The organism is Rothia sp. HMSC08A08 (genome assembly GCF_001808385.1).
In the GTDB taxonomy this organism is placed as follows: Bacteria; Actinomycetota; Actinomycetes; order Actinomycetales; family Micrococcaceae; genus Rothia; species Rothia dentocariosa.
Genome location: NZ_KV793059.1, coordinates 22,933 through 47,499, shown reverse-complemented (window position 1 = coordinate 47,499; position 24,567 = coordinate 22,933). Strand labels below are relative to the sequence as shown.

The following is a 24,567-nucleotide window of genomic DNA, read 5'->3' as shown; positions in this document are numbered from 1 at the left end:
ACTAGGTAAGATGAAAAGTCCTAGGTTTTATAAATGTTAGCTTGAAGGGATAGATACACATGACGATTTTGAGCACGTCGGGTGTTCTCGTAGTTTTAGCGGTCGTCATGCTGTTGTGGTTTATACCGCGGAATATGCGTCGTGCATCCGCCGCAGACACCCCCGAACAGACGGTTGTAAACCCGCATTCCATGACTGATGATGTTCTGACTTCGCATTCCATTCTTTTTTCTGAGGAGTCCGCAGTGCCCGGTTCTGACCCCAAGAAATCTAACGCCGCGAGCGGAAACGTACCCCCGCTCAGCGAAGAAGAGACGAGCGCCGCGCTCTCCGATCTGCGCGAAGCCTCGCCGGTCGAACCTTTTACCAGCCCTGTGCCCGTTTTAGAACAGAAACCTTGGTTGCCGGAACGCCTGCATCGCCTAGGAACCCTGCGCCTGACCCTGCTCGGTATCGGCGCGCTGGTGGCACTTATTCTGATTTTCTCGCTGATTCTCTCCCTCATGGGGTGGCTGCCGTGGAGCGCTCCCGCGGTTTCCTTCGTGGCGCTCGCGGGGATCGGCGGTGCCCTCTACTACCTGGGGCAGCCCAAGGATGGGCACGAAGAACCTGGTGCGGTGTATCCCGAAACCTCCGGGCATAATGCGCTGCCCATCGAGGGTGAGGCTGCCGAAGAGGAATTCGCCCAGGATGAGGCACACGAGCTAGACGCCGAGGAACCTGAAGAAACCTCACCGAGTCGTTCTTCCAAGGCCAGCAGGTGGGGTTCGCTGCGCTGGAACTCGGGGCGTGCATCCCGCAAATCTACGCTGGAGGAAGAGTCTTCAGAACAGGGTGTTTCCGCAGACCATGCGCCACAGATCGGTGCCGATGAATTCGCAGCAGAGCCTCACGAGCTGAGTGAAGAGTCGGTGCATGAGGAATACGTCGAATACGCTGAATTGTACTCAGCTGAGGATGCGCAGCAGCACTTTTCCGGTACTTCGCACGCCCGCAGGCTTCCGGCGCAGTTGCACCCTAAGTACCCTCCGCAGCAGGCTCCCGAACCCGTCCTGTACGACGATGACCAGGGTGCAGTCCACGAAGCTTCATACGAGCAAGCTCCTTCCGCGCACGCGTTTTCAGTATCGGCAGAGGAGGCTCCCGCACAGGATGTTTTTGCGCAGCCGAAGAACCTGCACCGCGCGCCCGCACCCCAGCCCGAGGCGCAGCGGCACGAAACCCGTTTTGTCGGGTCTTCATCTGTTCAGGGTCAGACCCCGCGCCGCCCGGCACGCATTCCGGGAACGCATCTGCGCCCGCTGGAACGCACGAGTGAACTTTTCGATCAGGAAGTTCAGACCACTCCAACCGGGCAAATCCCGGTGACTCCCGCACCCGGAAATACTGCGGATGCTCCGCAACGCGAAGGTGCTGTGCCTAGGAACGGATTCTTAGGATCAGCTCCCGCGAATACAAACCAGACTCAGGGTCATTCCGCGCCCTCCGGTATGAGCAATACTTCTGCTCAGGATGCGGCGTTCGGCCCCGGCATGCAGGATCGTGCGGACAACTCTGCACATTCCGCGCCGTATCGTGGTGCCGTGCATAATCCATACTTCACACAGCCGCAGAATACCGCGCAAAATCCGTATGCTGCGCCAGCTCAGGGCTACGGTACGCACCAGGGCCAAGGTGTGGGGCAGCATCAGGGTATGCAGCAAAACCAAAACGCAGGCCAGAACCGGCAGGCGGCTCAGACAGGCTTAGGACAGCAGAGTCTCGGCGAGCAGCAGGGATACGGTCAGCGCAACTTTGCACCACAAAACCAGAAGCACCAGACCTCCACGGCTCAGCATACGAGCGCTCAGAATTCCGGGCCTGGATTTGCGCCTTCGCGCTCTGTAGCAGAGGAGAAGAATCTTCCTCCTGCAGGGTTCACCCCGCAGGGAGCCATCCGCCCCATGAACCAGGAACCTCCGCGCTCGCAGCGTCCGATGGGAACCACCACAGGCTCAGGTGCGCAGAGTTCACGCTTCCAGCAGGGACCGGCGACCGGTTCTGTTCCGGTAGGAGGCGGGTCTGGGTTTACGAATACGAGCCAATTCGATGTTCCGGTTCCGCTTGATCTCGACGATTCTGAGTTCGAGCCTCTCGATATTATTCCGGTCGTGGACGAACCCAGCGAGCGCTCGGGCTCCTCCTCGAACGCATCCGCGTCCTATAAGCGGGGGAACATGCCGGGGACGGGAGCATCTTTCACCGGGGTATCACAGAAAACATGGACCCCCACGCAGCTTCCGAAGCCGCTGAGCTCTTTGCATCAGAAGAAGCCCAATGGAAGCGATAGCAGCCCAAAGAACGGAGAGCAGAAGTAACGGTTCGCTGGATCTCTAGATTAAATTTCTGCACCAGAGTAAAAAGGCTCCCCATACATCTGGGGAGCCTTTTTACGTGCCTTGGGAAAAGAATGAAGCGAGTAATTCAGTAAGGATGCGCGTATAGGGAAAGGAGGAGGTTCCATCTGGAACCTCCTCCTTCGCATCACACACAGGAAGAAAAGTCTTCAAAACCGTATCTAGGAGGCCTTCCCACAAGGCGTATCCTATTTGGTAATAAAAATATAACCTAATTTTGAGGTGTCTGCCAACTGTAAATCCCGGAAAAATAGCGACATTCTGTCAGTATATTTAGGGTTACCTAACCGAAAACCCTGTGTTTACGGGGATAGGCTCCAATAATAAGGTGCAGAAAAAAATTTAAAATTTTTTTTGATTGCGGGATCATGTGCACTACGCAGAACCTCAGAGCAACATATGTACACCCTCAGCTGATGAGTACCGTACCCAAAACATGAGAGAATGAGGGGGTGAAAGAATGGTTTGCGGCTCTGCCTCTCGAACTTGCCGTCGTCATCATGTGGGGCATCGGTATTTTGCGCACCAGCATCGTCTACGCCCTGGGATACCTTGCCGCCACGGGAAGCGCGCGCCTAGAGCGCATCCGTAACGCCATGCAGACCCCGCTCTACACACGAGCCACCGCCATGATCAACCGGTGGGGAGCCTACGCCGTGCCGCTCTGTTTTCTGACGGTCGGGCTACAGACCGCCGTCATCATTACCACAGGGTTCACAAAAATGCCGATGCGCCGCTGGCTGCCCGGTATGCTTCTGGGCACCCTGATGTGGGCGATTATCTACGTCACTATCGGGTTTGCTCTCCTTGCCGCCTTCGGATTTGAGCCGTGGATGGTGCCGCTCATCTTTGTCTTGCTTATTCTGATCAGCGTGACAGCCTCAAAGATTCGCACCTATATTGCTGATAAGCGGCAGTCTTAGCCCGTTTTTACTGTATATTCCACGGATACACCCCGCGTACCCGCCAGCTGTGCTAGCGTGGTGGCATGAGTGAAAACAGCACCACCGCACGGGCAGAGGAAGAAGCAAGAACCGACGAGCTTCCGCACCATATCGCAAATCTTCTCTACACTCCGCAGGCCCTACCCGCCCAGGTGCTTGAACGCTCTGAGCTGCGCATTGCCTATGTGCCGGGAATTATGCCCGGAAAATGGTTCACCCGCTGGCATGAGCGCTACGGCGACCGCGCGCCCCTAGCTGAAATTCCGGTGGGGGAGGGCCTGGGAATTCAGGCCCTTACCACAGAGCTTTCCACCTCCCAAAGTGCAGAACCGCTTGCACACATGGCGATTGTGCGCCCCAACCACGAACCGCGCAGCAGAGACACAGACGAGTACCACAGCATCAGACTGTACGAGGAAGTACACGTGCTGATCATGCCCAGCGACCACGTGCTCACAGTGCTTGATGAGGTGAGCTTTGAAGACCTCGACGAAGAATTTCTGCTTCACGACCCCGACGATTACCCCGCCTGGGCTGAAGCCTCCAGCACATGGCGGACCGAAAACCCAAGGTTCCTGCCCGAATTTACCGGCGATCGTGAGGCTCTTGAGCTCGTTGCCGCAGGAATTGGCCTGTACATTGCCCCCATGTCCGTTGCGCGATTCTACCATCGTAAAGACCTCACCTATCGCCCGATGTGCGGCCTTGAACCCTGCCCGGTGACCCTCACCTGGAGGCGGGCACCGGTGGCGCATCCGCGCCCCGAAAGAGAAGAAACCCTGATCCAGGACTTTATCGGTATTGTGCGCGGGCGAACCGCATCCAGTGAGCGAGGAAGTGAGACGAAACAGAGCCGCGCTAAGCGCATTGCTGATGAGAAAGCAAAGACGAAAGCGAAAAACCGTGCCGCCAATGCCCGCCGTGAGGCTCGTGATCGGAAGAAATCGAACGCCAAAAAGAGCGGAAATCTCCGAGAATATGCCCGTCACAACGCTCAAGCCGCCCGTGCGCGGCGTGCCGGAAAGAAACGCTAAAGCGGTAAACTTAACATCATGGCATTGGTAATGGAAACCCGTCCCGCAGCCTACGCGGTCATTATCGAGCAGGGCAAACTGCTCATGACCCGCTGGGTGCCCGAGGACCGCGCCCAAAGTCCGCTCTGGTCGCTGCCCGGCGGAGGCATGGAACCGGGCGAGCAGGCCGATGAAACCGCCCTGCGAGAAACCCTCGAAGAAACCGGGTACAGCGTTGCCATCGAAGATATTTTGGGAGTGCACGCCGGGCATTTTCCCGCACGTAACGGGCTCTCCGACAGCACGCTGCCGTTCTGCGCCCTGCGCATCGTCTACCGCGCCCACGTGGTCACCGGCGAGCTGCGCGCCGAAGAGAACGGTTCTTCCGACAGCGCCTGCTGGGTGCCTATCGCCGAACTCGATACCCTGCGCTACGGCACCCTCATCGACGAGGTCGCATCCATGATGGGCTTTCAAAATGCCGCCGCTTGGTCGCGTGAATACCAAGAATTTCTTGCCGATGAGAACGCGAGGAAAATCTAGTGCATTACCCAAACCGCCCCGCCCCTACCCGCCGCACCATGATAAGCGCCTTAGCCCTAGCTCCGCTTCTTGCCGCCTGCTCGTCAGAGGACGATAAACCGAAAGTTGATCCTTCAGCATCAAGCTACGGAACCCTGCGCGTGGGCATCGGTGCCCTGCGCGAGATGCGGGCGGTCGCATACCTGTACGCTCAGGCGCTTCGCAACGTGGGATATAACGTTGAGGTTGTCACCAACGAAGACAGCCGCAGCAAATTTCTGGATGCGCTCAAACAGACCGAAGCGAACACCCCCGAACCAGACACGCTGGACCTTGTCATCGATTACAGCGGCGATTTGCTTCTGCATCTTACGAACGACGGCAAACTTAGCCCCGCACAAATTCAGGCGGAACGCCAGGCCGCCAGTGCCAGCGCATCCGCGGCGAGCGCCGGGGTCACACTACCGCCCACCCCCACCAACACACCTTCGCATGATGCGTCTGCCTCCGAAGGCGCAACCGCAAGCCCCAGCGGAGCCATTAACGCGCGCGCACTGAATATTACCGATACCGTTGCCGCTATTAACCGTGTGCTCCCTGAACACCTGGAACTTCTAGACGTTGCTAATGCCCAAAACCGCGATGTTCTCGTGACCACTCGCCAAAATGAAGTGCAGCATAAACTTCGCAGCCTCGCCAATCTTGCGGATGTAAAAGCTACCCTAAGTTTTGCTCTCACCAGCGGATACACCAGCAGCAACTACGGCGTTGCAAGCCTCAAAACCGTCTACAAATACACGGTCGAAAACCCTATTCTCAACGAAAATTCGGCAGAACGGGTGAGTATGCTCAGCAAAGACACCGCGCAGGTGGTTCTTTTGCACAGCGCAGACCCGGCGATTGAGGATAACCGCTTCACAACTCTCGAAGACCCACAGACTACGCAGCTGAACCAACAACTTCTTCCGATTGCACGTCGTAACCTGCCAGATAGTGCACGCGAAGCTATAAACCGCGTATCATCTACATTAGATACGGGAAACCTATCGTTCTTGCTTCGTCTTACGAGCGGTACTAACCCCATCGCTGACGACGAGGCCGCGAAATTCTTATTAGAGCATCCAAGGAAGTAATGTAACTATGACGAAGTACCGTCAGTCCTCAAAGCTGAACAACGTCCTCTACGATATTCGCGGACCTATTCTCGAAGAAGCCAACCGCATGGAAGCGCTTGGCCACCGCATCCTCAAACTCAATATTGGTAACCCCGCTCCCTTCGGATTTGAAGCGCCGGATGCGATCATGATGGATATCATCCGCCACCTGCCCGTCACACAGGGTTATTCCGACTCTCACGGGCTGTACTCTGCGCGCACCGCCATTGTGCAGTACTACCAGAATCGCGGGATTCTCGACCTTGATACCAATGACATATATCTGGGCAACGGCGTTTCGGAACTGATTCCTATGACCTTGCAGGCGCTATGCGAACCGGGCGATGAAATTCTGGTTCCGATGCCCGACTACCCGCTGTGGACCGCCTCCACCACGCTCGCAGGCGGCAACCCCGTGCATTACCTGTGCGACGAAGAGAACAACTGGTACCCGGATATTGAAGACATCAAGTCGAAGATTACCGAGCGCACCAGGGGCATTGTGATTATTAACCCCAACAACCCCACCGGTGCCGTGTACTCCCGCGAGATTCTGCAGCAGATTGCTGATGTGGCGCGCGAACATGAGCTCGTGGTCTTTGCCGACGAAATCTATGAGAAGATCACCTACGAAGGCACCGAGGCTATCAACATGGCCACCATCACCGGTGATGATGTGCTCTGCATGACCTTCTCGGGGCTTTCCAAAGCATACCGCGTCTGCGGTTACCGCGCCGGATGGCTCGCCATTACCGGGCCAAAAGAGGACGCTAAAAACTATATCGAGGGCATTACCCTGCTTGCGTCGATGCGCTTGTGCTCCAACGTGCCCGCCCAGCATGCAATTCAGACCGCACTCGGCGGCTACCAGTCCATTGACGAACTCGTTGCCCCCGGCGGGCGTCTCTACGAGCAGCGCACCCTGGCGTATCGTATGCTCAACGAAATCGACGGCATTACCTGTGAACAGGCCGATGGCGCGCTCTACCTGTTCCCCAAAATTGATACCGAAAAGTTCAACATCAAGAGCGACGAACAGTTCATGCTTGACCTGCTCAAAGATCAGAAAATTCTCTTCAGCCACGGCAGCGCCTTTAACTGGCATAAGCCCGACCACTTCCGCCTGGTTTTCCTGCCGGATGTGCAGACCCTCAAGAGCGCGCTTGAGCGGCTGGGTAACTTCATGGCGGATTACAAACAAAAGAATTAGCGGGGTTTGCTAGGCGGTTTTCCCGCGCTAGTTCGCGCCCACTCCTACTGCTCTTGATGTGTTATCAAACGGATTTTTTCACGTCTGGTAACGCATCAAGAGCTTTTTTACCCCTTAGTCTTCGGACTCGGAACCCTCAGACTCAGCTTCTTCACCCGTTGCATCCTGAGTGTTACGCACCGCGTGCAGGCGTTCTCGGGCGCCTTCAAGCCAGGCTTCACACCGGGAAGCTAACGCCTCACCGCGTTCCCATAGGGCTATCGAAGACTCCAAATTTGAGGTGCCAGATTCCAGCTGCCGCACCACATTCTCAAGCTCGGAGCGCGCCTGTTCATAGCTTAGGGTCTCGACGGGAGCACCCAGCTCTTCCGTATGAAAACTAATATTCTCAGACAATGATGTACCTTCCACAAAAGAGTTATAAATCAAGATTTGAGTCGTATGTTTTGACCACACTGACCTCGGCGCCGCCCACCGCCGCGCGCATCGTCAGCTTGTCATGAGCCGATAGAGTCGTGGCATTGCGTACCAGTTCACCATCGGCGCGCTGCACAATCGTGTACCCCCGCTTGAGCGTTTCCATCGGCGAGAGTGCCCGCACCCGCGCAATCGTATGCGAAATCGCGTCCCGTTCGCGTGCTACGCGGTACTCTACCGAACGGGCGGCTCGCTCCCGCAGCCGAAAAATATCCTCACTGCGCCACCCTAAATCCGTCTCCGGCTGGGTCAGCACCGGGCGCTCATGCAGCTGCCGAATATACTGCTCCTGATAGTTCAGGTAACCCAAAACCGCGCGGTCGGCACGCGCTCGCGCCTCCCGAATAACCGCCAGTTCCTCGGCGACATCGGGCACAATACGCTTACCCGCATCGGTGGGGGTAGAGGCGCGAACATCCGCGACGGCATCCAGAATCGGGCTGTCTGCCTCATGCCCAATTGCCGAAACGACCGGAGTCTGCGCCGCCGCCACGGCACGTACCAGAGCCTCATCAGAGAACGAGAGCAGATCCTCAAACGAACCGCCGCCGCGGGCAATCACAATCACATCAACCTCAGGATGCGCATCCAACTCGCTCAGCGCCGCCATCACCTCGCTCGCCGAGCCTTCGCCCTGCACTTTCACATTCCGTACCTCAAACTGCACTCCGGGCCAGCGCAGCGAAGCATTGCGAATCACGTCTTTTTCGGCATCGGAATCACGCCCGGTAATCAGTCCCACACGATGCGGCAGCAACGGGAGCGGCTTCTTGCGAGCATCCGCAAACAACCCTTCGGCGGCCAGCTTTTCACGCAGTATTTGCAGCTGTTCGTGCAGGTTACCCGTGCCCACCGCATAGATGCGTCGTCCAATCAGCGAGAGCCGACCGTTCTTCCACAGGCTGGGCTTTGCTAAGGTCACCACCCGCGCGCCAACCTTCACATCCGACCCCAGGCCGCGCCCCGCCTGACCGAACAGGGCGAGCGTAAACGAAAAATCTTCCTGCAGATCCTTCAGCTCGATAAAAACGTTCCCGCCGCGCCCGTTGAGGGAAGCAACCTGCGCCTCAACCCACAGCTGCGGAACCTTATCGATATAGTTCTTCATATTCTGAGCCAAAAGCGCCAGAGGCCAAGGATTCTGCGGTGTAGTCTCCTGTGACTTTGCAGGAAGCTGCCGCTCAGCCGCAGGCGGCACAATCGGGGGAGCCGAGTGCGGGTATTCATGGTGCGCTGCCGAAAAATCAGTCATAACCCCATTCTCTCCCACAGCTCGCGATTTTGCCCATCTTTCGGTCATGCGCGTACTCTTCACGTCACAGTTTCCGCTGAGGGCACACTCATTCAACCTTTTCTGCCGAACCCGGTAATCTGTAACCTATGGGTGCACATGACGACCCCCAACCCCACGAACCCAAGCGCACGATCAAACTTGAGGTTCCAGAAGACTCACCAGACACCACCCGCGTATTGCCCGAACCTCCGCGCGATGACTACCGGGTTATCTCCAGCGAACCGCATGATCTTGAGGGCGCGGATGAAACCACCACGCTCTTATCTGCCCCCGAGATAAACCAGCAGACGCGAGTGCTCAACGAGTCCTCGGACGTGCCGCGCCCGCACAGAGAAACCCCGGAACCGGCGGGTGCCACCGTGGCGAACCTGGCGAATCAGAAACCGCAGCGGCATGTGCTGGAACCCACCAGTGTCTCAAAGCTGCGGTACGCTCTGGCGATTCTTGCCGCATCCTTGAGTATTCTGTGCGCGCTAACGGGCTCGGTTGCCAGCTGGGTCAATCAAAACCTCATCAGCCAATCCGGGTTCAACCAGCTCAGCACCCAGCTGGTGGAAGACCAAGACTTTCAAAAACGAATTGCTGATGCCGCCGTCACCGATGTTATGAACTCTGAGGCGGTCAAGCGAGTCTTCCCCGAATCCGGCAATAACTTTCTTACACAAATTCTGAGCACAAGCCGCGGCGAGGTGAAAAAACGCCTGAGCGAGAATGCACAGAGGCTCACTGGAACCTCTGAATACCGCACCATGTGGCGGCAGGTTGCGGCAGATACGCACACCTACAACCTGGCGCATCCTGACGACCCCGCAGCACTCGACATCAGCGCCTTCTATAGTGAGCTTGATGCGCGTGTGGGCAGCATCGGCATCTACGACCCCGATATTTCATCCTGGGGAAAACACCTGATATCTATTGACCGTGACGGAAACCCCGTGCAGCATGCGGTGCAGCGGGCGCAGTGGGTTGGAAGTATGTCCGGGGCACTGATCGCAGCAAGTATTATCGGTCTAGTGATCGCCCTGATTCTGCTTCCGCGCGGACGCTTTGTACTTCTGACCTGTGCGTTCTTGATTCTTGCGGCGGGCTTGTGGATTCTGAGTGCGGTCATGGCGCAGCAAACCCCGCAGACACTTGGGCTAAGTACTGACAGCACGGTGGGAACTGTTTTCTTGGACGGCCTAGTCAATACGGCGCGCCCCATGCTGACAGGTCATCTCAATTCGCTCGCAAGTTACAGTGCATGGGCGGCCGTGGTCTCGCTTCTGGGCGGTATTCTTGCCAAACTCATTGCGCTCACTGCGAGCGGTGCCACAGTCATCACACACTAAAAGTCCGAACAACGTAGGATAGTAACCATGTCCACTGAAACTATTGCCCTGGGCCTGCCGCCCGTACCCCGCGAGCGCCGCAGCCGCGCCGAGGTTGAAGCCGCCGCCCCCGTCAACGGTGAGAAGAAAGTCCTGCTCGCCACCCCGCGCGGTTACTGCGCAGGCGTTGACCGTGCCGTGATCGCTGTTGAGAAGGCGCTGGAGCACTACGGCGCGCCCGTCTACGTGCGTAAGCAGATTGTTCACAACCGCCACGTGGTGGAGACCCTGGAGAAGCAGGGCGCTATCTTCGTTGATGAAGTGGACGAAGTACCCGAAGGCTCCGTGACCGTGTTCTCGGCGCACGGTGTGTCCCCGGCAGTGGTTTCCGCAGCTGGCGAGCGCTCCCTGAACACCATTGACGCGACCTGCCCGCTGGTGAACAAGGTACACCGCGAGGCTGTGCGCTTCGCAAAGCAGGACTACGACATCCTGCTCATTGGCCACACCGGCCACGAAGAGGTCGAGGGTACCGCAGGTGAGGCGCCCGAGCACATCCAGATTGTGAACTCGCCCGACGAGGTGGATCAGGTGACCGTCCGCAACCCGGAGAAGGTCGTCTGGATTTCTCAGACCACCCTGTCCGTGGACGAAACCCTGGAAACCGTGGCGCGTCTGCGTGAGCGTTTCCCCTCCCTGCAGGATCCGCCCTCGGACGACATCTGCTACGCAACCTCCAACCGCCAGGGCGCCATCAAGGAGATTGCTCCGCGCGCTGACCTGGTCATCGTGGTTGGTTCGGCAAACTCCTCGAACTCCGTGCGCCTGAAGGAAGTGGCACTCGAATACGGCGCTAAGCGTGCCGAGCGTGTGGACTTCGCACACCAGGTGGACGAGTCCTGGTTCGAGGGTGTGGCGACCGTGGGCCTGACCTCCGGCGCGTCCGTGCCCGAGGTTCTGGTTCAGGAGGTACTGGCCCTGCTCGCCGAGTACGGCTACAACACCATCGAAGAGGTGGAGACCGCGAAGGAAGACATTCTCTTCTCCCTGCCGAAGGAACTGCGTTCCGCCCTGAAGAACGATGAGAACGTGGGCCGCCAGCTCGGTGGCCGCGGCGCTAAGCCCACTCGCTAATACTTTTTAGCTTATGACCCCGTGTCCTCTTCCCCCGTGTGGGGAGAAGACACGGGGTCTTTGTATCTGATATGTGGGGAAGCACTGTTTGGGACGGCGGTACGCGCCGGTCTACTTGGTGCGGTGCAGCAGACCGGTGGCCTGCTTAAGGACCTGACGATTCGCGCCACATGAAGTTATTTAAGAATCTCCGTCTCTTTCAATGCCATGTTATGTTATAATAAATTGTATTTCTAGAATAGAAAGGTCTTAAGGTGACAACTCTTATTCAGCATAAACGTGTAGAATTTTCAGAACTATTTTATGACCTAGTGTTTGTTTTTGCAATTTCAAAAGCAACTGCTTTAATTCACCCTCTTCATGACGGTGTTGTGGCTTGGGATTCTTTACTTGATTTCTTCATCTCTGTCATGGTTATCATCAATTCCTGGATGATTCAAACCATTTATACCAATCGCTATGGAACAAACTCGTTATTTAATATGGTAATCATGTTTACCAACATGGGACTTATGCTCTTTATATCCAATATGATTGGATACAATTGGCAACAATGGTTCTATTATACCTGTTGGGCTGTTGGTACATTAACCCTTACCTTATTTTTTCAATATTTGGTTCAGTTTTTTAGAGAATCAACCGATAATACTGATCGGGAAAGCATCAAAGGTTTTCTATGGTTAACAGGTCTACAAAGTTTAGGAGTCTATCTGGCAGCTCTTTTCCCTATTTACGTTGGAGTCTATATCTTTATTGCTAGTATTCTGCTAACATTTATTGTGCCAATTTTCTTGATGACTAAAGATGAGCATTTCCAGGTAAATCTTCCCCATTTAATCGAGCGCGTCTCCCTTCTTGTCATCATTACGTTTGGAGAGATGGTTATTGGGCTAGTTAACTTCTTTACAGTTGAGAATTTCTCTATATATTCGGTTCTTAATTTCGTTATCATGCTTTCTCTGTTCTTGTTTTATTTTGGTGAATTTGACCATGCTATTGACGAAGGATCCAATCAAAAGGGAGTATTTATAATTTATAGTCACTATCCTATTTTCATTGGGCTTATGTTGATGACAGTTTCGATGGGTTATCTCCTGAATCCCGAGGCTAATCTTCTCGTTGCAATCAGCTTCTTTTATATCGGAATTGGCCTCTTCCAAGCTGCTGTCCTAGCAAATGGGCCCTATAACAAAAACTATCTTCGCTATCCGAGAAGTTACTACTGTGTCCAAGCGACACTCTATCTGGCTGCCTTGATTCTCTCTTTGCTTTTCGCTTCTAATGCTATAACAGTGTTGAGTATTGCAACCATTTTTACTCTAGCTATAGCTAGTCATTTTATTTCTTTCTGGGTTACACGTACTAAACAATATTCCGTGCCTTACTGGGGGTTCTTCTAATTAATTTATAAAAACAAAAAAGCCTTGGCTTCCAAGGCTTTTTTGTTTTTATAAACTAAATTTGTCCATCATTTGTTTATCAACTTCCTTTCCAGACATATCTAATCTGATGACACTATCCGCATCATCTCCAATCATATTGAGATACTCTAGATGAGAACGGAAGTTTTCTATCTTCCCTTCCAATAAATAGAGGGCCAGAGTGTCGATGTAGCCGTCTTCATACTGCTCACCTGCATCTACAAAGGACTGATACTTACCGAAACCCTTTTCTATGTCCTCAATAAACTCTTACTAATGAGCTTCAAGTGGTGAGTCTGGTTGTGTGGGCGGCTATCTTCCTGGGCGTTTCTGCCCTGCTGATGCGCCGCGCAACCCGCCGCTAAATGCTTCTTCCCGCCGCAGTCTCAAGAGTTCCGTAGTATCAGGGGCTCCCGAGGCTGCGGCGGAAGCCGTACCCGCTCACACCGCATCTGCTAACACTGCCGCGCCGCGTCCTGGAAACTGGTGCGAGTGAGTTCGTGGTGAAGGATACGGGTTCCCCGTGTGGGGAGAAGACACGGGGTCTTTGTATCTGATGTGCGGGATGCACGGATAGGGACGCTAGCGCAGCTTCACGTTCACGCTACGCGGGGGAATGCCCCCTCTGCGGCGCCCCAACAACGATTGGCACAGGCGCCTTGAGGACGGAGCCCCCGCTTCGCGTAACCGGTCGCGACGCTCGCATATCCTCAACTCATGACATTTGTCATGGGCAGCTCATGACACTCTGTACCGCACCGGCGCAAAAACCGGCGGTGTAATAGAAACATGAACACCGCAGCACTTCAGAACAGCAAGCAAAACACCGCAGAAACCGTTATTTCCGCCCGCTCCCTCCGCCAGGTTTTCTCCACCCGCGCGGCAGGCACCGTGGTCGCCGTCAACTCGATTGACCTGACCGTCAAGCGCGGCGAAATCATCGCACTGCTCGGCCCCAACGGCGCAGGCAAGACCACCCTCATCGACATGATTCTTGGTCTGACCCAGCCCAGCGGCGGCGAGTTGAGCGTCTTCGGTCGCAACGCCTCCGAAGCGGCACGCGCCGGTCTACTCGGCGCGGTGCAGCAGACCGGTGGCCTGCTCAAGGACCTGACGATCCGCGCCACGGTCGAGATGATTGCCGCCCTGTACCCCAAGCCCATTGACGTGGATGAGGTACTCGCCGGCGCCGACCTGGCCGAGATTGCTAAGCGTAAGGTCGGCAAGTGCTCGGGAGGTCAGCAGCAGCGTCTGCGTTACGCCCTGGCGACCATGCACTCGCCGGAGTTGCTGATCCTGGACGAGCCGACCGCCGGCATGGACGTGAACGCGCGCCGCACCTTCTGGGAGCGCATGGAAGCCATCGCCGAACGAGGAACGACCATTCTTTTTGCGACGCACTATCTGGAAGAAGCACAGAACTTCGCCCAGCGCATCGTGCTCATGGAATCCGGCTCCATCATCGCTGACGGCTCCTCCGACGAGATTCGTGCCCTGACCGGCCACCGCCACCTCAGCTTCCTCGCACCCGCACCCATCACCGACCTGGACGTGCCGGTTGAGGTCACCGAAGAGTCCGGCGGGTACCGCCACCGCATCTCCGTGGTGGAGATTGAACAGGTACTGCGCACTCTGCTGAACAACTACAGTATCACTGACCTGGAGGTCACCAAGCCCTCCCTGGACGAGTCCTTCACCCTGCTGACCGAGCAGGCCGCCGCCTCCAAGGCATCCGAAGCCTAAATACCGTACCGCCCCAACACCGCACCGCCGCTACACACCTCAAGGAAAACATCATGCTCCGCTACGCACTCTACGACATCCGCGCTTCTATCCTCTCGACCGACCGTTTCTTCTTCGGCGTGGCACTGCCCATCGTCTTCTTCCTGCTCTTCGGCGCGATGCAGGACTACTCCTCCCAGCCGATGGGTGACGGTAACGTAGCTGCGTACGTCATGATTGGCATGGCGCTGTACGGTGCCGTGCAGAACACCGTGGCGATTAGCGGCAGCACCGTCACCGAGCTCTCCAGCGGCTGGAACCGCCAGCTGGCGCTGACCCCGCTGACCACCGGCAAGTACCTGGGTGCGAAGGCGCTGACCGCCCTGGTGATTTCTGCGGTGCCGGTCATCGCGGTGAACATTGTGGGCATGTTCACCGGTGTTGAGATCCCTGTGAACCAGCAGCTTGCCGCCGGTGCGCTGACGGTGCTGTGCGGTCTGGTGTTCGCCTTCTACGGCATCATGATGGGCCTGCTGATTCGTAACGAGAACGCCGTGTCCATTGCGAACGGCCTGCTGGTGATTATGAGCTTCTTCGGTACTGTGTTCTCCCCGCTGAGCACCGACCTGCTGAACTACGCCCGCTTCACCCCGCTGTACGGTGCCGCTGAGATCGCTCGCTACCCCTTCAGCTCAGGTCGGACCATTATTTCGGGCGGTGAGGACTGGCTCGTCACCGAGCCGCTCTGGTACGCCGTGGTGAGCCTGGCAGCGTGGGCGGCGATCTTCCTGGGTGTTTCTGCCCTGCTGATGCGCCGCGCAACCCGCCGCTAAACGCTTCTTCCCGCCGCAGTCTCAAATCCCGAGGCTGCGGCGGAAGCCGTATCCACTCACACCGCATCTGCTAACACTGCCGCGCCGGTGGTATCTGCACCCGCGGCACCCGCACCCTTGGCACCCGCACGTTAGGCTAGAACCATGACCGAAACCCACACGCACCCGCAAAATACTGACCAGGCTAGCGCCGAGAACGAGGCGGCACCCTCCGCCGCGAAGCGTACCCTGGGCAAGCACCGCTTCCGCTTCCTCCACCGGGAACGCAGCGGCAACGTGAACTGGCTGGCGCTGGGCTTTAGCGCCCCGTGGCTGGTGTTTCTGCTCATGCCGCTGGACAGCTTCCTCACCACCCCGGAGCTGGCGCCGGTGCGCTGGACCGGTGTGGCACTGGTGGTGCTGTTTGCGGTGGTGAACTGCTCGGCGTACGCGGTGCCGTGGCTGGTGCCGGTCGCCTCCACGGTGCGTCGAAGCGTCATCTGGACGGTGCTGATGGCACTGCCCGTGGCTGGCCTGACGGCGCTGCGGCTGGATTCGGCGTATGTGGTGTTCTTGTCGTTCAGCATGTACTTTGTGGCGTTCTGGATTTTTGGCACAATCGCCCCGTACCCCCTGCGCTTCGGTGTAGCGGCGACGATTGCCCTTGCCTCCTGGCTAATCTTTATGGCGGGCATCGGTTTTGACGTCACCGCGCGCGGCGGTATCGCCCTCTTTATCGGTGCACCGATGGTGGGCATGCTGGGCTTCTCCTACCTGATTGAGCTCGGTGAACGCGCGGACGTAGCGCGTGCCTCCCTGGCGCTCTCTGAGGAGCGCGAGGAGATTGCCCGCGACGTGCACGACGTGCTGGGCCACTCCCTGACCGTCATCACCCTCAAAGCGGAGCTGGCGCAGCGCCTGCTGGAGATTGACCCCGCCCGCGCCGGCGCCGAAATGGAGGCGATCGCGCAGCTGTCTCGCGCATCCCTGGCGGAGGTCCGCTCAACCGTGACGCGCCTGCGTGTGCCTGACTTCTCGGGTGAGATTGAGGGTGCGGGCCGTGCCCTGCAGACCGCCGGTATTCGCGCCGAACTGCCGGAGGCCCAGAGCGCGCTCGCGGTAGCTGGTGTGAACGCGAAGCTGTTCTCCTGGGTTCTGCGTGAGGCGGTCACGAACATGGTGCGCCACTCGGAGGCGAACGCGGCGCGGGTGCGTCTGAGCGCAACCGGTCTGGACATCCTCGATAACGGCGTGGGCGTGGGCGATGCCCGCGGTAACGGTCTGACGGGTATGGCTCAGCGTGTGGCGGCGTCCGGCGGTAGCGTGGTGATTGAGGCGGCGCCCGAGCAGTGGCTGGCGGAGAACCCTGCCGGTGGGGTGGGCACGCGCATCCGTGTGACTATGGACGGTGACACCTCACTGCTGTAGGTAGGTGCTGTAGATTGTGGAACTTAGCGCCGCGCCCTGGACGGGGGAGCTACCCGCCCCTGTATGGTGGTGGTAGACAACCTCTTACGGTTGTTCCGCCTGGTATGTTCCACCCGGTATGTTCTGCCCCGTCTTTTTCACCGTCTTCAGCCCTGGGAGGCTCCCATGATTCGTGTTCTGCTCGCTGACGATCAGCAGCTCATCCGTGAGGCTCTTGCCGCTCTGTTGGGCCTGGAGGTTGACCTGGAGATTGTGGGTCAGGTCGGTAGCGGTGATGAGGTGCTGGGTGCGGTCGCCCTACTGAAGCCGGACGTGGTGCTGCTGGATGTGCAGATGCCCGGTACTTTGCTGGCTGATGGTATTGAGGCGGCTGCGGCGCTGCGTGATGCGGGTGCTTTGAGTGAGTCGGGTGAGCCGGTGCGTACGCTGATTGTGACGACTTTTGGCCGCCCTGGCTATGTGCGCCGTGCGCTGGAGGCTGGTGCGAGTGGTTTTGTGGTGAAGGATACGGGTGCTCGCCAGTTGGCGGAGGCGATTCGTCGTGTGCATGCGGGGTTGCGTGTGGTGGATCCGTCGTTGGCGGCGGATTCTTTGGTGACGGGTGCTTCTCCGTTGACGGAGCGTGAGGCGCAGGTGCTACGTGAGGCGGCGTCGGGTGGTACAGCTCAGCAGATTGCGGCGGCGTTGTTTTTGTCGGCGGGTACGGTGCGTAATTATTTGTCGGCGGCGATGGCGAAGACGGGTGCATCGACGCGTCAGGATGCGGTGCGTATCGCCACGGAGAACGGCTGGCTCTAGCGCCCTGCTCTCATCAACCAGGACGACAACCAGGGCGGCTCCTGCGCGAACACGGTAGAATGGTAGTGTCTATGCCCGCAGGCGCCCCGCACCCGTTTCTTCCCGAGACCGGCGGTGCCGCGCTTGGATGCGGGCACCATTTTCGCCCTGTGCCCGCCCGCACCCGCCGCATCATTTACGCGGCGCATCCTGAGTGTTTGGTGGGGTACATGATTCGAAGGAAAACTTGTGGCTCTAACTATCGGCATTGTTGGCCTGCCTAACGTGGGCAAGTCCACCCTGTTCAACGCTCTGACCGGCAACACTGTGCTGGCGGCTAACTACCCGTTCGCGACTATTGACCCGAACGTGGGCGTGGTGAACCTGCCGGATGCGCGTCTGAACCGTCTGGCTGAGATTTTTGGTTCGGAGCGTATTCTGCCTGCGACTGTTTCGTTCGTTGATATTGCGGGTATTGTGAAGGGCGCTTCTGAGGGTGAGGGCCTGGGTAACAAGTTCCTCGCGAACATTCGTGAGGCGCACGCTATCGCCCAGGTGGTGCGTGCGTTTGATGACCCGGACGTGATTCACGTGGACGGCAAGGTTGATCCTGCCTCCGACATGGAGACCATCAATACTGAGCTGATTCTGGCGGATTTGCAGACCTTGGAGAATGCGATTCCGCGCCTTGAGAAGGCCGTGAAGATTAAGAAGGGCGATGCCGCCCAGCTGGAGACTTACAAGCAGGCGCAGCAGATTCTTGAGGACGGGAACACGATTTTCTCACGTGCGGCTGCCGAGAAGCTTGAGATGGCGCATTTGAAGGAGCTAAACCTGCTGACTGCTAAGCCTTTCATCTACGTGTTTAACGCGGATGAGGGCGTGCTTGCCTCTGAGGAGAAGCAGGCGGAACTGCGTGAGCTGGTGGCACCGGCGGAGGCTGTTTTCTTGGACGCGAAACTTGAGGCTGACATGGTGGAGCTTTCCGAGGAGGAGGCCCGCGAGATGCTGGAAATGAGCGGTCAGGACGAATCGGGGCTGGATAAGCTGGCTCGCGTGGGCTTCTCAACTCTGGGTTTGCAGACCTATCTGACGGCTGGCCCGAAGGAATCGCGCGCCTGGACGATTTACAAGGGCGACACGGCACCGCAGGCGGCGGGCGTAATCCACTCCGATTTCGAGCGCGGCTTCATCAAAGCTGAGGTTGTCTCCTTCGATGACCTGGATGCGGCAGGTTCCATGAACGAGGCTAAAGCCCGCGGCAAAGTCCGCATGGAAGGCAAAGACTACGTCATGAATGATGGTGACGTGGTGGAGTTCCGCTCTGGACTAACGTCTGGGGGGAAGAAGTGAGCGAGGAGATCGCGGACGCTAGGGCGAGTGTGAACTTTGAGTAGGGGGTACCTTGATGAATCACGCTTCACATGGTCCTGTGTGCGATCAAAGGCTTCTTGCGCAGGTTCGGGAGTCGTTCGGTCGGGTGGTCTATAGCCATAAGATCCATGAGAAGCAAGCAGACATCAGCTTCTCGAGGTATCAGTGGCAGCAGGGAACTTTGGTTGCTCTGTCTACAGTTAGCTCAGGAACATTCCTGACTCTCGTCTTCGGTCTGTTCGGCAACTCAACTTTGACCAGCCTCGTCACCTCCTTCTGTGCGCTTCTGGTCAGCTGGATGAGCCTTGGTGTGAAGACTTTCAAGTTCGATGAAACCTCGGCAGCCCATCGTGACGTAGCTTCGAATCTCTGGGATGTCCGGGAGTCATACATCTCTCTGATTGCCGACATGATGTCGGGTCAGATAGCAGACTTAGACGCGCGGAAGCGCCGCGACGAACTGCAGAGCCTCGCGCGAGATGTATACTCCGCAGCCCCGCGCACCTCAGGCAAAGCCTTCGTACGTGCGCAGGACGGGCTGAAGAACAATGAGGAAATGACGTTTACGACTCGTGAAATTGACCTTTTCCTCCCCGAAGCGCTCCGTCTTGGTGAGGACGAGGGGCAGTCATGAAAAAGGCAGAGATTTTCGATGGGTTGCTGAGCGCTCTTAAGGTGGGCGACACAGCCTCTGTGATCGCCAGCCGACGTGATGAGATCGCCAAGGCACTCAACAGAGATTTCCGCAAGAAGGATGGCTGTAGCGACTACAATCTCATGGTTGGATCCTTTGGTCGGCACACGGCGATCAAGGGGGTCTCTGACCTCGACATGATCTACATCCTGCCGGAAGGTATTCGTGAAGACTACGTAGGAGGCCGTGGACCTCGTCGCATGCTCGAACGAGTCCGCGACGATCTGAAGGCTCGGTACCCGAACACAGACATCCGGGTCGATCAGTGCGTAGTTCGCGTGCAGTTCGCTGCCAATGCCTTCAAGTTCGATGTTCAACCAGCGTTCGAGAACACGGACCGCAGTTTCTCCTACCCTGATACGAAGTCCGAGAGCTGGAAGATCACTAAGCCCCGCGACGAGATTCAAGCTACCCGTGAGAGCGTCGCGCGCACCTCCGCCAACATGCGTCACCTCGCGCGTATGGCCCGCGCATGGAAGAACGTCAATGGGGTGGTCATGGGGGGCCTCCTCATCGACACGCTGGTCTACCGCTTCTTCGAGCAAACGCATGAGTTCGACGCAACGGGTAGCGGCTCATTTGATCGGATGGTACGCGACTTCTTCGAGTTCCTCAAGAACGAGCCGGAGAGGGACTACTACTTGGCCCTTGGCAGCCATCAGCGCGTCTACGTGAAGGCCAAGTTCCAACCCAAGGCGAAGAAGGCCTACAACCGCTGTGTTGAGGCCATGGAAGCCGAGGGCACGTCTATGGCAGATTCCATCTGGCGCGAACTATTCGGTACATTCGTCCCGCGAGCGAAGAGCCTGAACGATGTGCGGTTGTTCAAGAACACTGAGGAGTTCGTCGAGGACCGCTACCCGGTTGACATCTCGGAAACTGTCTCGATCGATTGCAAAGTGACTCAGGACGGTTGGCGACCGATGAAACTGCGAGAGATGTTGCGCACTGGGACGCTGCTGAAGGCCGATAAGAAGTTGCGCTTCATGGTGGTCGAGTGCTCTGTTCCACGGCCATACACAGTGAAGTGGAAGGTCCTTAACCGTGGTCCGGAGGCGGAGCGACGCAACAGCATCCGCGGTCAGATCGTCGACTCCACAGTATCCGGTGTGCGGGACGAGCGGTCGGACTTCCAAGGGGAGCACCTTGTGGAGTGCTACATCGTCAAAGATGGCATCGTAGTGGCACGGGATCGCATCGACGTTCCCATCAGCACCACGAGTACCCGTTCTTCCTCTTCGTAAGCCGTCTGTGAAGCCCTCTGGATGGGGTGGTCTGTGGGTAGGCTCATTAGACGTGACAACTTAGTTGAGTTTAGGTTTAATGTGTAGGTTCGTAAGCAATCTATTACAGCATTTTTGTAATAGAGAGTTGTTTGCGTGATCCATCATTTAATCGCCGCAGGTGGGCGGCATACGGTTGGTCTACGGGCTAATGGTACGGTGGTTGCCGTTGGCGCGAGTACCGCTGGTGAATGTAGAACGTCGACATGGCAAAATATTGTCGACGTTGCTGCCGGGAGCGTTCATGTGGCCCGCAATACGGGAAAATCACACACCTTAGGACTTGCTGATGATGGATCTGTTCAAGCCTGCGGATGGAACAACCATGGACAATGTGACGTGCAAAAGTGGCGGAATATAGTTGGGATCGCTGCGGGATGGCGTTTTAGCGTAGGTTTGCGTGAAAATGGGACTGTCGTTACAGCTGGTCGGCTTGCGTATGATGAGCTAGCTACTTGGCATAACATAACTGAAATTACGTGTGGTGATTGGCATGTAGTAGCCCGGCTCTCAGATGGAACTGTCCGCGCTGCGGGAAATAACAAATATGATCAATGCGAAGTCCACAATTGGAGTGGAATTACGTCTGTTGCGGCTGGATATCTGCACACCATCGGCCTTGTAGAGGACGGTACGGTTTGTGCGACCGGGCATCCGGAATTCTGGAGTGGCAGTGAGCGGTGGTCAGAGATCACTGCCGTGGCTGCTGGTAGTTACCACTGCGTTGGTCTTACCGCGAATGGCTCCGTTGTTGCAGCAGGAAGTTCTGAATTTGGACAGTGCAATGTCTATGACTGGAAAGATATTGTGGCTGTGGCGGCAGGCGGTGCATTCACTGTGGGGCTGCGTGCTGATGGTTCAGTTATTGCTGTTGGCGACAATAGTAATGGTCAACTTAATACTGCGGGCTGGTGTCTTTTTTAAAGGTTGTTGACCCGTTGGTCCACGGTATACATGCGCACACCCCAGCTAATATAGGCTTATGGGTAAAAGAATCTTGCATATCGTGACGAATGTGGGTCAGTACGATAATGGTGACCCGACGGGGCTGTGGCTTTCTGGGCTGACGACTGCTTGGGATAGGTTTGAGCAGAGGGGTTTCGAGCAGGACATCGCCAGTCCACGTGGGGGAGACGTCCCCTTAGATCCCCGCTCCCTGAAGTTCCCGTTCCGCAGTGAGAGCGCAAAATCCTGGCTGAATAACCCGGAACGCATGGCGCTTCTGAAAAACACCCCTCCCATCCGGTCCGTAGACTCGAACACTTACGATGCTATATGCCTGGCTGGTGGGCACGGCGCCATGTTCGACTTCACGCATAACTCCGAGCTGCACAACCTTATCGCCAGCGTATATGAGCGGGGCGCGATTGTCGCATCCGTGGGGCACGGGTACTGCGGAATCCTCAATGTACGCCTGAGCGATGGAAGCTATCTGGTGAACGGCAAAATACTGACCGGTCCCTCCTGGAAGGAAGAGAAACTCGCTTTAGCATCTCAAAAGGTACCCTACAATGCTGAAGAGCTAGCCAAAGAACGCGGGGCAGACTATATTCGCACAAAACCTTATAGGGGCACAGCGGCAGCAACTAACGGACTAGTTACGGGACATAACAACTCCTCATCAGGTAATCTTGTCGCGTTCTCCGTGTGTGAAGAACTCGCTCGGCTCGACTCTCTGAAGGCTAAAGGCTCGGAGCCTCTGTAACTAGTTTTAACGTGCTCGATCCCGGTACGGTTATCGAGAACCGTACCGGGATCGAGCTTTGCTTCTTTCGTTGTTGCTCGGTGCCGGGAGCACTCGAACGCATAGGGGAGAGGATTAGTGGTCAGCACCAACCATGACGTTGGATGCCTTGATAATGGCGGTAGCGGTCTCGCCAACCTTCAGGCCCAGCTCCTTGATGGACTCGTTGGTGATGGATGCAGAGATAACAACCTCCGGAGCGATCTCAATTTTAACGATGCCGTTGGTGGCGCCTTCGGTAATCTCAACAACCTTGCCAGCGAGCTGGTTACGGGCAGAAAGCTTCATGCTTGGTTCCTTTCAGAGTAAACGAATATCCCCTACATGTTACATGTCTTAGTTTGTGCAAGCATCTTCCTGTGCGGGTAGTAACTCTCAACCCCCAGGGCTTACGCTAATTCCGGCGATGCGAAGCCGGGGTAATACCTAGATAGACCCAACTCAAGCACATATATTTCATAGATAAAATATTCAATATTTCTTATTGTAAGAAGTTTAGAGAAAGAGTTATTTTAGTTTTATAATATATATCTATTCTTTATTATGTAATATATCCACTTATTTACACCCTGTTATAAAAAATATTTGCAAAATCTGGAAAATTTCTGACAATACACATGGGCTTATGCGACGGTTAAAATACCAGCTGATATTTATCAGGAGAAAGGATGCGAATTATGACTACCAAGAAGGTACCTGTATATGTATCCCTGGCTGTTGCTGGCATTATGGCTTTGAGTGCCTGTGGTTCAAATAGCTCTAATAATGCTTCGAATTCTTCCCCATCATCTTCATCATCAACAACAGCCTCCAAGACAGCTAGCGCCGGTGGATCTGGCACGGTGAGCAGCGGTGATGGAAACTCCGCAAACTCCGGTTCAGGCGCTAACGGCGGCGCAGCAAATTCTGGTGCTGAAGACGGCACTGGGGCGGATCAAAACTCCGGCACTGGCGCACAGAGTGGCAGTGTAACCGGCGCCGATACCAACGGCGGAGCACAAGCGAACCAGGGCGCTGAAGCCCAAGGCGGTGCCCAGCAGCAACAGGCCGATCCTGGAGGGGCGAATGCTGCGAATGATGAACATAATGTCACGAAAAACCCCAACGCATTGACCCCTGGCGAATACGTAATTCACCGCGAAGCTTCCTGGGATTACGTTGATACCACGGGTTCTCGGTATCATGTCGACGGCGACGGTGGCTGGACGAGCGTTGGGGAAGACGGTACCAGTACCGTTGCGGCGGATGGTTCTTGGACTAAGAACTATGCCGACGGGCACACGGTAGCCCGGGTAGAGGCTGACGGAACCTACCGGGTTACCTATGACGGTCAGCTTTCCCCTGAGATACCCAGCAATGCTGTCCCGGTGTCTCCTGGAAAACTCCCCGACCCGAAGGCGGTCCCGGCAGTAAACCCGGTACAGCCCACTAAGCCGGGCATGTAATAACCAGCAGAGACACTTTCGCAAAGTGCTTTGCGCGAAACGGGTGCGTATCCTCAATACTTGAGGATGCGCACCCTATTGTGTGCACAGCGTACACACCCGCTGAAATTTGGGGGCTAACGTCGTCGGGGTTACGGGTTGGGGTGAACGTCAAAAAATTCTATACCGGTGGAAGCCACCGTCTTGGAGATATGTGAGACAGTATAAATTTATGATTTTTCAAAATATTAATAATCGTTAGTTGATTCGTTCATAAATAAAATTTAGTTTAGATATATAAGCTAATTCAATTTCTTTAATGTGTAATACACAGGTGTAACTATATTTCGTGGTAAAAATATTTGCAAAATCTGGAAAATTCCTGACAATACATGTGAGCTATGCGACGGTTAAAATACCAGCTGATATTTATC

26 protein-coding genes and 1 pseudogene are annotated in these 24,567 nt (G+C 56.2%); 23 read left to right on the top strand and 4 right to left on the bottom strand.

Features of this window, described 5'->3' with window-relative positions:
- The first annotated feature begins 59 nt into the window (after nucleotides 1–59).
- From HMPREF3164_RS02835 to HMPREF3164_RS02810, 6 genes are all read left to right on the top strand, one after another.
- Entirely contained in the window at nucleotides 60–2,357 is a 2,298-nt protein-coding gene (locus HMPREF3164_RS02835; RefSeq protein ID WP_070448719.1) for a hypothetical protein, read from the top strand.
- Nucleotides 2,358–2,848: 491 nt separating this feature from the next.
- A complete protein-coding gene (locus HMPREF3164_RS02830) occupies nucleotides 2,849–3,319 on the top strand; it encodes an SNARE-associated domain-containing protein (RefSeq protein ID WP_048754907.1) in 471 nt (156 codons plus the stop codon).
- A gap of 65 nt (nucleotides 3,320–3,384) precedes the next feature.
- Nucleotides 3,385–4,374, top strand: coding sequence for a LysR substrate-binding domain-containing protein (locus tag HMPREF3164_RS02825; protein ID WP_070448718.1), 990 nt, complete (start codon nucleotides 3,385–3,387; stop codon nucleotides 4,372–4,374).
- Nucleotides 4,375–4,392: 18 nt separating this feature from the next.
- On the top strand, nucleotides 4,393–4,896 hold the full coding sequence (locus tag HMPREF3164_RS02820; RefSeq protein WP_172461376.1) for an NUDIX hydrolase: 504 nt from the start codon (nucleotides 4,393–4,395) through the stop codon (nucleotides 4,894–4,896).
- Nucleotides 4,896–6,008 carry a glycine betaine ABC transporter substrate-binding protein gene (locus HMPREF3164_RS02815; protein ID WP_239652910.1) on the top strand — a complete coding sequence of 371 codons (1,113 nt, stop codon included), beginning with the start codon at nucleotides 4,896–4,898 and terminating at the stop codon, nucleotides 6,006–6,008. Before HMPREF3164_RS02820 ends, HMPREF3164_RS02815 begins: the two co-directional genes overlap by 1 nt.
- A gap of 7 nt (nucleotides 6,009–6,015) precedes the next feature.
- Nucleotides 6,016–7,239 (top strand): pyridoxal phosphate-dependent aminotransferase, encoded by a 1,224-nt coding sequence (locus HMPREF3164_RS02810; RefSeq protein ID WP_048754905.1) that lies wholly within the window; start codon nucleotides 6,016–6,018, stop codon nucleotides 7,237–7,239.
- Nucleotides 7,240–7,353: 114 nt separating this feature from the next.
- On the opposite strand, the gene HMPREF3164_RS02805 is transcribed toward HMPREF3164_RS02810, so the two are convergent.
- Together HMPREF3164_RS02805 and xseA are read right to left on the bottom strand one after the other, a co-directional pair.
- Nucleotides 7,354–7,635, bottom strand: a complete 282-nt coding sequence (locus HMPREF3164_RS02805) for an exodeoxyribonuclease VII small subunit (RefSeq protein WP_004005186.1) — start codon at nucleotides 7,633–7,635, stop codon at nucleotides 7,354–7,356.
- A gap of 22 nt (nucleotides 7,636–7,657) precedes the next feature.
- Nucleotides 7,658–8,968 (bottom strand): exodeoxyribonuclease VII large subunit, encoded by a 1,311-nt coding sequence (xseA, locus tag HMPREF3164_RS02800; protein WP_048754904.1) that lies wholly within the window; start codon nucleotides 8,966–8,968, stop codon nucleotides 7,658–7,660.
- Between the two features lie 128 nt (nucleotides 8,969–9,096).
- Here xseA and HMPREF3164_RS02795 point away from each other — a divergent pair, with 128 nt between their 5' ends.
- From HMPREF3164_RS02795 to HMPREF3164_RS02775, 7 genes are all read left to right on the top strand, one after another.
- On the top strand, nucleotides 9,097–10,341 hold the full coding sequence (locus tag HMPREF3164_RS02795; RefSeq protein WP_048754903.1) for an MFS transporter: 1,245 nt from the start codon (nucleotides 9,097–9,099) through the stop codon (nucleotides 10,339–10,341).
- Nucleotides 10,342–10,368: 27 nt separating this feature from the next.
- Complete coding sequence (locus HMPREF3164_RS02790) at nucleotides 10,369–11,454, top strand: 4-hydroxy-3-methylbut-2-enyl diphosphate reductase (protein ID WP_048754902.1); 1,086 nt, start codon at nucleotides 10,369–10,371, stop codon at nucleotides 11,452–11,454.
- A 21-nt stretch (nucleotides 11,455–11,475) separates the two neighbouring features.
- A complete protein-coding gene (locus HMPREF3164_RS11150) occupies nucleotides 11,476–11,628 on the top strand; it encodes a hypothetical protein (protein WP_168160744.1) in 153 nt (50 codons plus the stop codon).
- Between the two features lie 80 nt (nucleotides 11,629–11,708).
- Nucleotides 11,709–12,854: a low temperature requirement protein A gene (locus HMPREF3164_RS02785; protein ID WP_048754901.1), complete on the top strand. Its 1,146-nt coding sequence runs from the start codon at nucleotides 11,709–11,711 to the stop codon at nucleotides 12,852–12,854.
- A gap of 325 nt (nucleotides 12,855–13,179) precedes the next feature.
- Complete coding sequence (locus HMPREF3164_RS11145; protein ID WP_168160743.1) at nucleotides 13,180–13,371, top strand: hypothetical protein; 192 nt, start codon at nucleotides 13,180–13,182, stop codon at nucleotides 13,369–13,371.
- 293 nt (nucleotides 13,372–13,664) lie between these two features.
- A complete protein-coding gene (locus HMPREF3164_RS02780) occupies nucleotides 13,665–14,618 on the top strand; it encodes an ABC transporter ATP-binding protein (RefSeq protein ID WP_070448717.1) in 954 nt (317 codons plus the stop codon).
- A 53-nt stretch (nucleotides 14,619–14,671) separates the two neighbouring features.
- Nucleotides 14,672–15,430, top strand: a complete 759-nt coding sequence (locus HMPREF3164_RS02775) for an ABC transporter permease (RefSeq protein ID WP_048754899.1) — start codon at nucleotides 14,672–14,674, stop codon at nucleotides 15,428–15,430.
- A 131-nt stretch (nucleotides 15,431–15,561) separates the two neighbouring features.
- Here the strand turns inward: HMPREF3164_RS02775 and HMPREF3164_RS11305 are convergent, their stop codons facing one another.
- The gene (locus tag HMPREF3164_RS11305; RefSeq protein ID WP_239664747.1) at nucleotides 15,562–15,759 is read right to left on the bottom strand and encodes a hypothetical protein; all 198 of its coding nucleotides are present in this window, start codon (nucleotides 15,757–15,759) and stop codon (nucleotides 15,562–15,564) included.
- A 40-nt stretch (nucleotides 15,760–15,799) separates the two neighbouring features.
- Between HMPREF3164_RS11305 and HMPREF3164_RS02770 the strand changes: the two genes are divergently transcribed.
- From HMPREF3164_RS02770 to HMPREF3164_RS02740, 9 genes and pseudogenes are all read left to right on the top strand, one after another.
- A complete protein-coding gene (locus HMPREF3164_RS02770) occupies nucleotides 15,800–16,837 on the top strand; it encodes a sensor histidine kinase (protein ID WP_239664746.1) in 1,038 nt (345 codons plus the stop codon).
- Between the two features lie 165 nt (nucleotides 16,838–17,002).
- On the top strand, nucleotides 17,003–17,635 hold the full coding sequence (locus HMPREF3164_RS02765; RefSeq protein ID WP_048754929.1) for a response regulator transcription factor: 633 nt from the start codon (nucleotides 17,003–17,005) through the stop codon (nucleotides 17,633–17,635).
- A 65-nt stretch (nucleotides 17,636–17,700) separates the two neighbouring features.
- Nucleotides 17,701–17,898, top strand: coding sequence for a hypothetical protein (locus HMPREF3164_RS11140; RefSeq protein ID WP_160311905.1), 198 nt, complete (start codon nucleotides 17,701–17,703; stop codon nucleotides 17,896–17,898).
- Nucleotides 17,864–18,967, top strand: a complete 1,104-nt coding sequence (gene ychF / locus HMPREF3164_RS02760; protein WP_048754897.1) for a redox-regulated ATPase YchF — start codon at nucleotides 17,864–17,866, stop codon at nucleotides 18,965–18,967. Before HMPREF3164_RS11140 ends, ychF begins: the two co-directional genes overlap by 35 nt.
- A 55-nt stretch (nucleotides 18,968–19,022) precedes the next feature.
- Nucleotides 19,023–19,622, top strand: a complete 600-nt coding sequence (locus HMPREF3164_RS02755; protein WP_048754896.1) for an SLATT domain-containing protein — start codon at nucleotides 19,023–19,025, stop codon at nucleotides 19,620–19,622.
- Nucleotides 19,619–20,926, top strand: coding sequence for a nucleotide-binding domain-containing protein (locus HMPREF3164_RS02750; RefSeq protein WP_048754895.1), 1,308 nt, complete (start codon nucleotides 19,619–19,621; stop codon nucleotides 20,924–20,926). Before HMPREF3164_RS02755 ends, HMPREF3164_RS02750 begins: the two co-directional genes overlap by 4 nt.
- A 135-nt stretch (nucleotides 20,927–21,061) precedes the next feature.
- Nucleotides 21,062–21,610 (top strand): annotated as a pseudogene (locus HMPREF3164_RS11545) (chromosome condensation regulator); the annotation flags it as partial.
- Between the two features lie 54 nt (nucleotides 21,611–21,664).
- Nucleotides 21,665–21,889, top strand: coding sequence for a hypothetical protein (locus tag HMPREF3164_RS11300; RefSeq protein WP_246822576.1), 225 nt, complete (start codon nucleotides 21,665–21,667; stop codon nucleotides 21,887–21,889).
- 58 nt (nucleotides 21,890–21,947) lie between these two features.
- Entirely contained in the window at nucleotides 21,948–22,670 is a 723-nt protein-coding gene (locus HMPREF3164_RS02740) for a type 1 glutamine amidotransferase domain-containing protein (RefSeq protein WP_048754893.1), read from the top strand.
- A gap of 114 nt (nucleotides 22,671–22,784) precedes the next feature.
- Here the strand turns inward: HMPREF3164_RS02740 and HMPREF3164_RS02735 are convergent, their stop codons facing one another.
- Nucleotides 22,785–22,997 (bottom strand): TOBE domain-containing protein, encoded by a 213-nt coding sequence (locus HMPREF3164_RS02735; RefSeq protein WP_004005173.1) that lies wholly within the window; start codon nucleotides 22,995–22,997, stop codon nucleotides 22,785–22,787.
- A 389-nt stretch (nucleotides 22,998–23,386) separates the two neighbouring features.
- On the opposite strand from HMPREF3164_RS02735, the gene HMPREF3164_RS02730 reads away from it, so the two are divergent.
- Entirely contained in the window at nucleotides 23,387–24,154 is a 768-nt protein-coding gene (locus HMPREF3164_RS02730) for a protein RtoA (Ratio-A) (protein ID WP_246822575.1), read from the top strand.
- Nucleotides 24,155–24,567 lie beyond the last annotated feature (413 nt).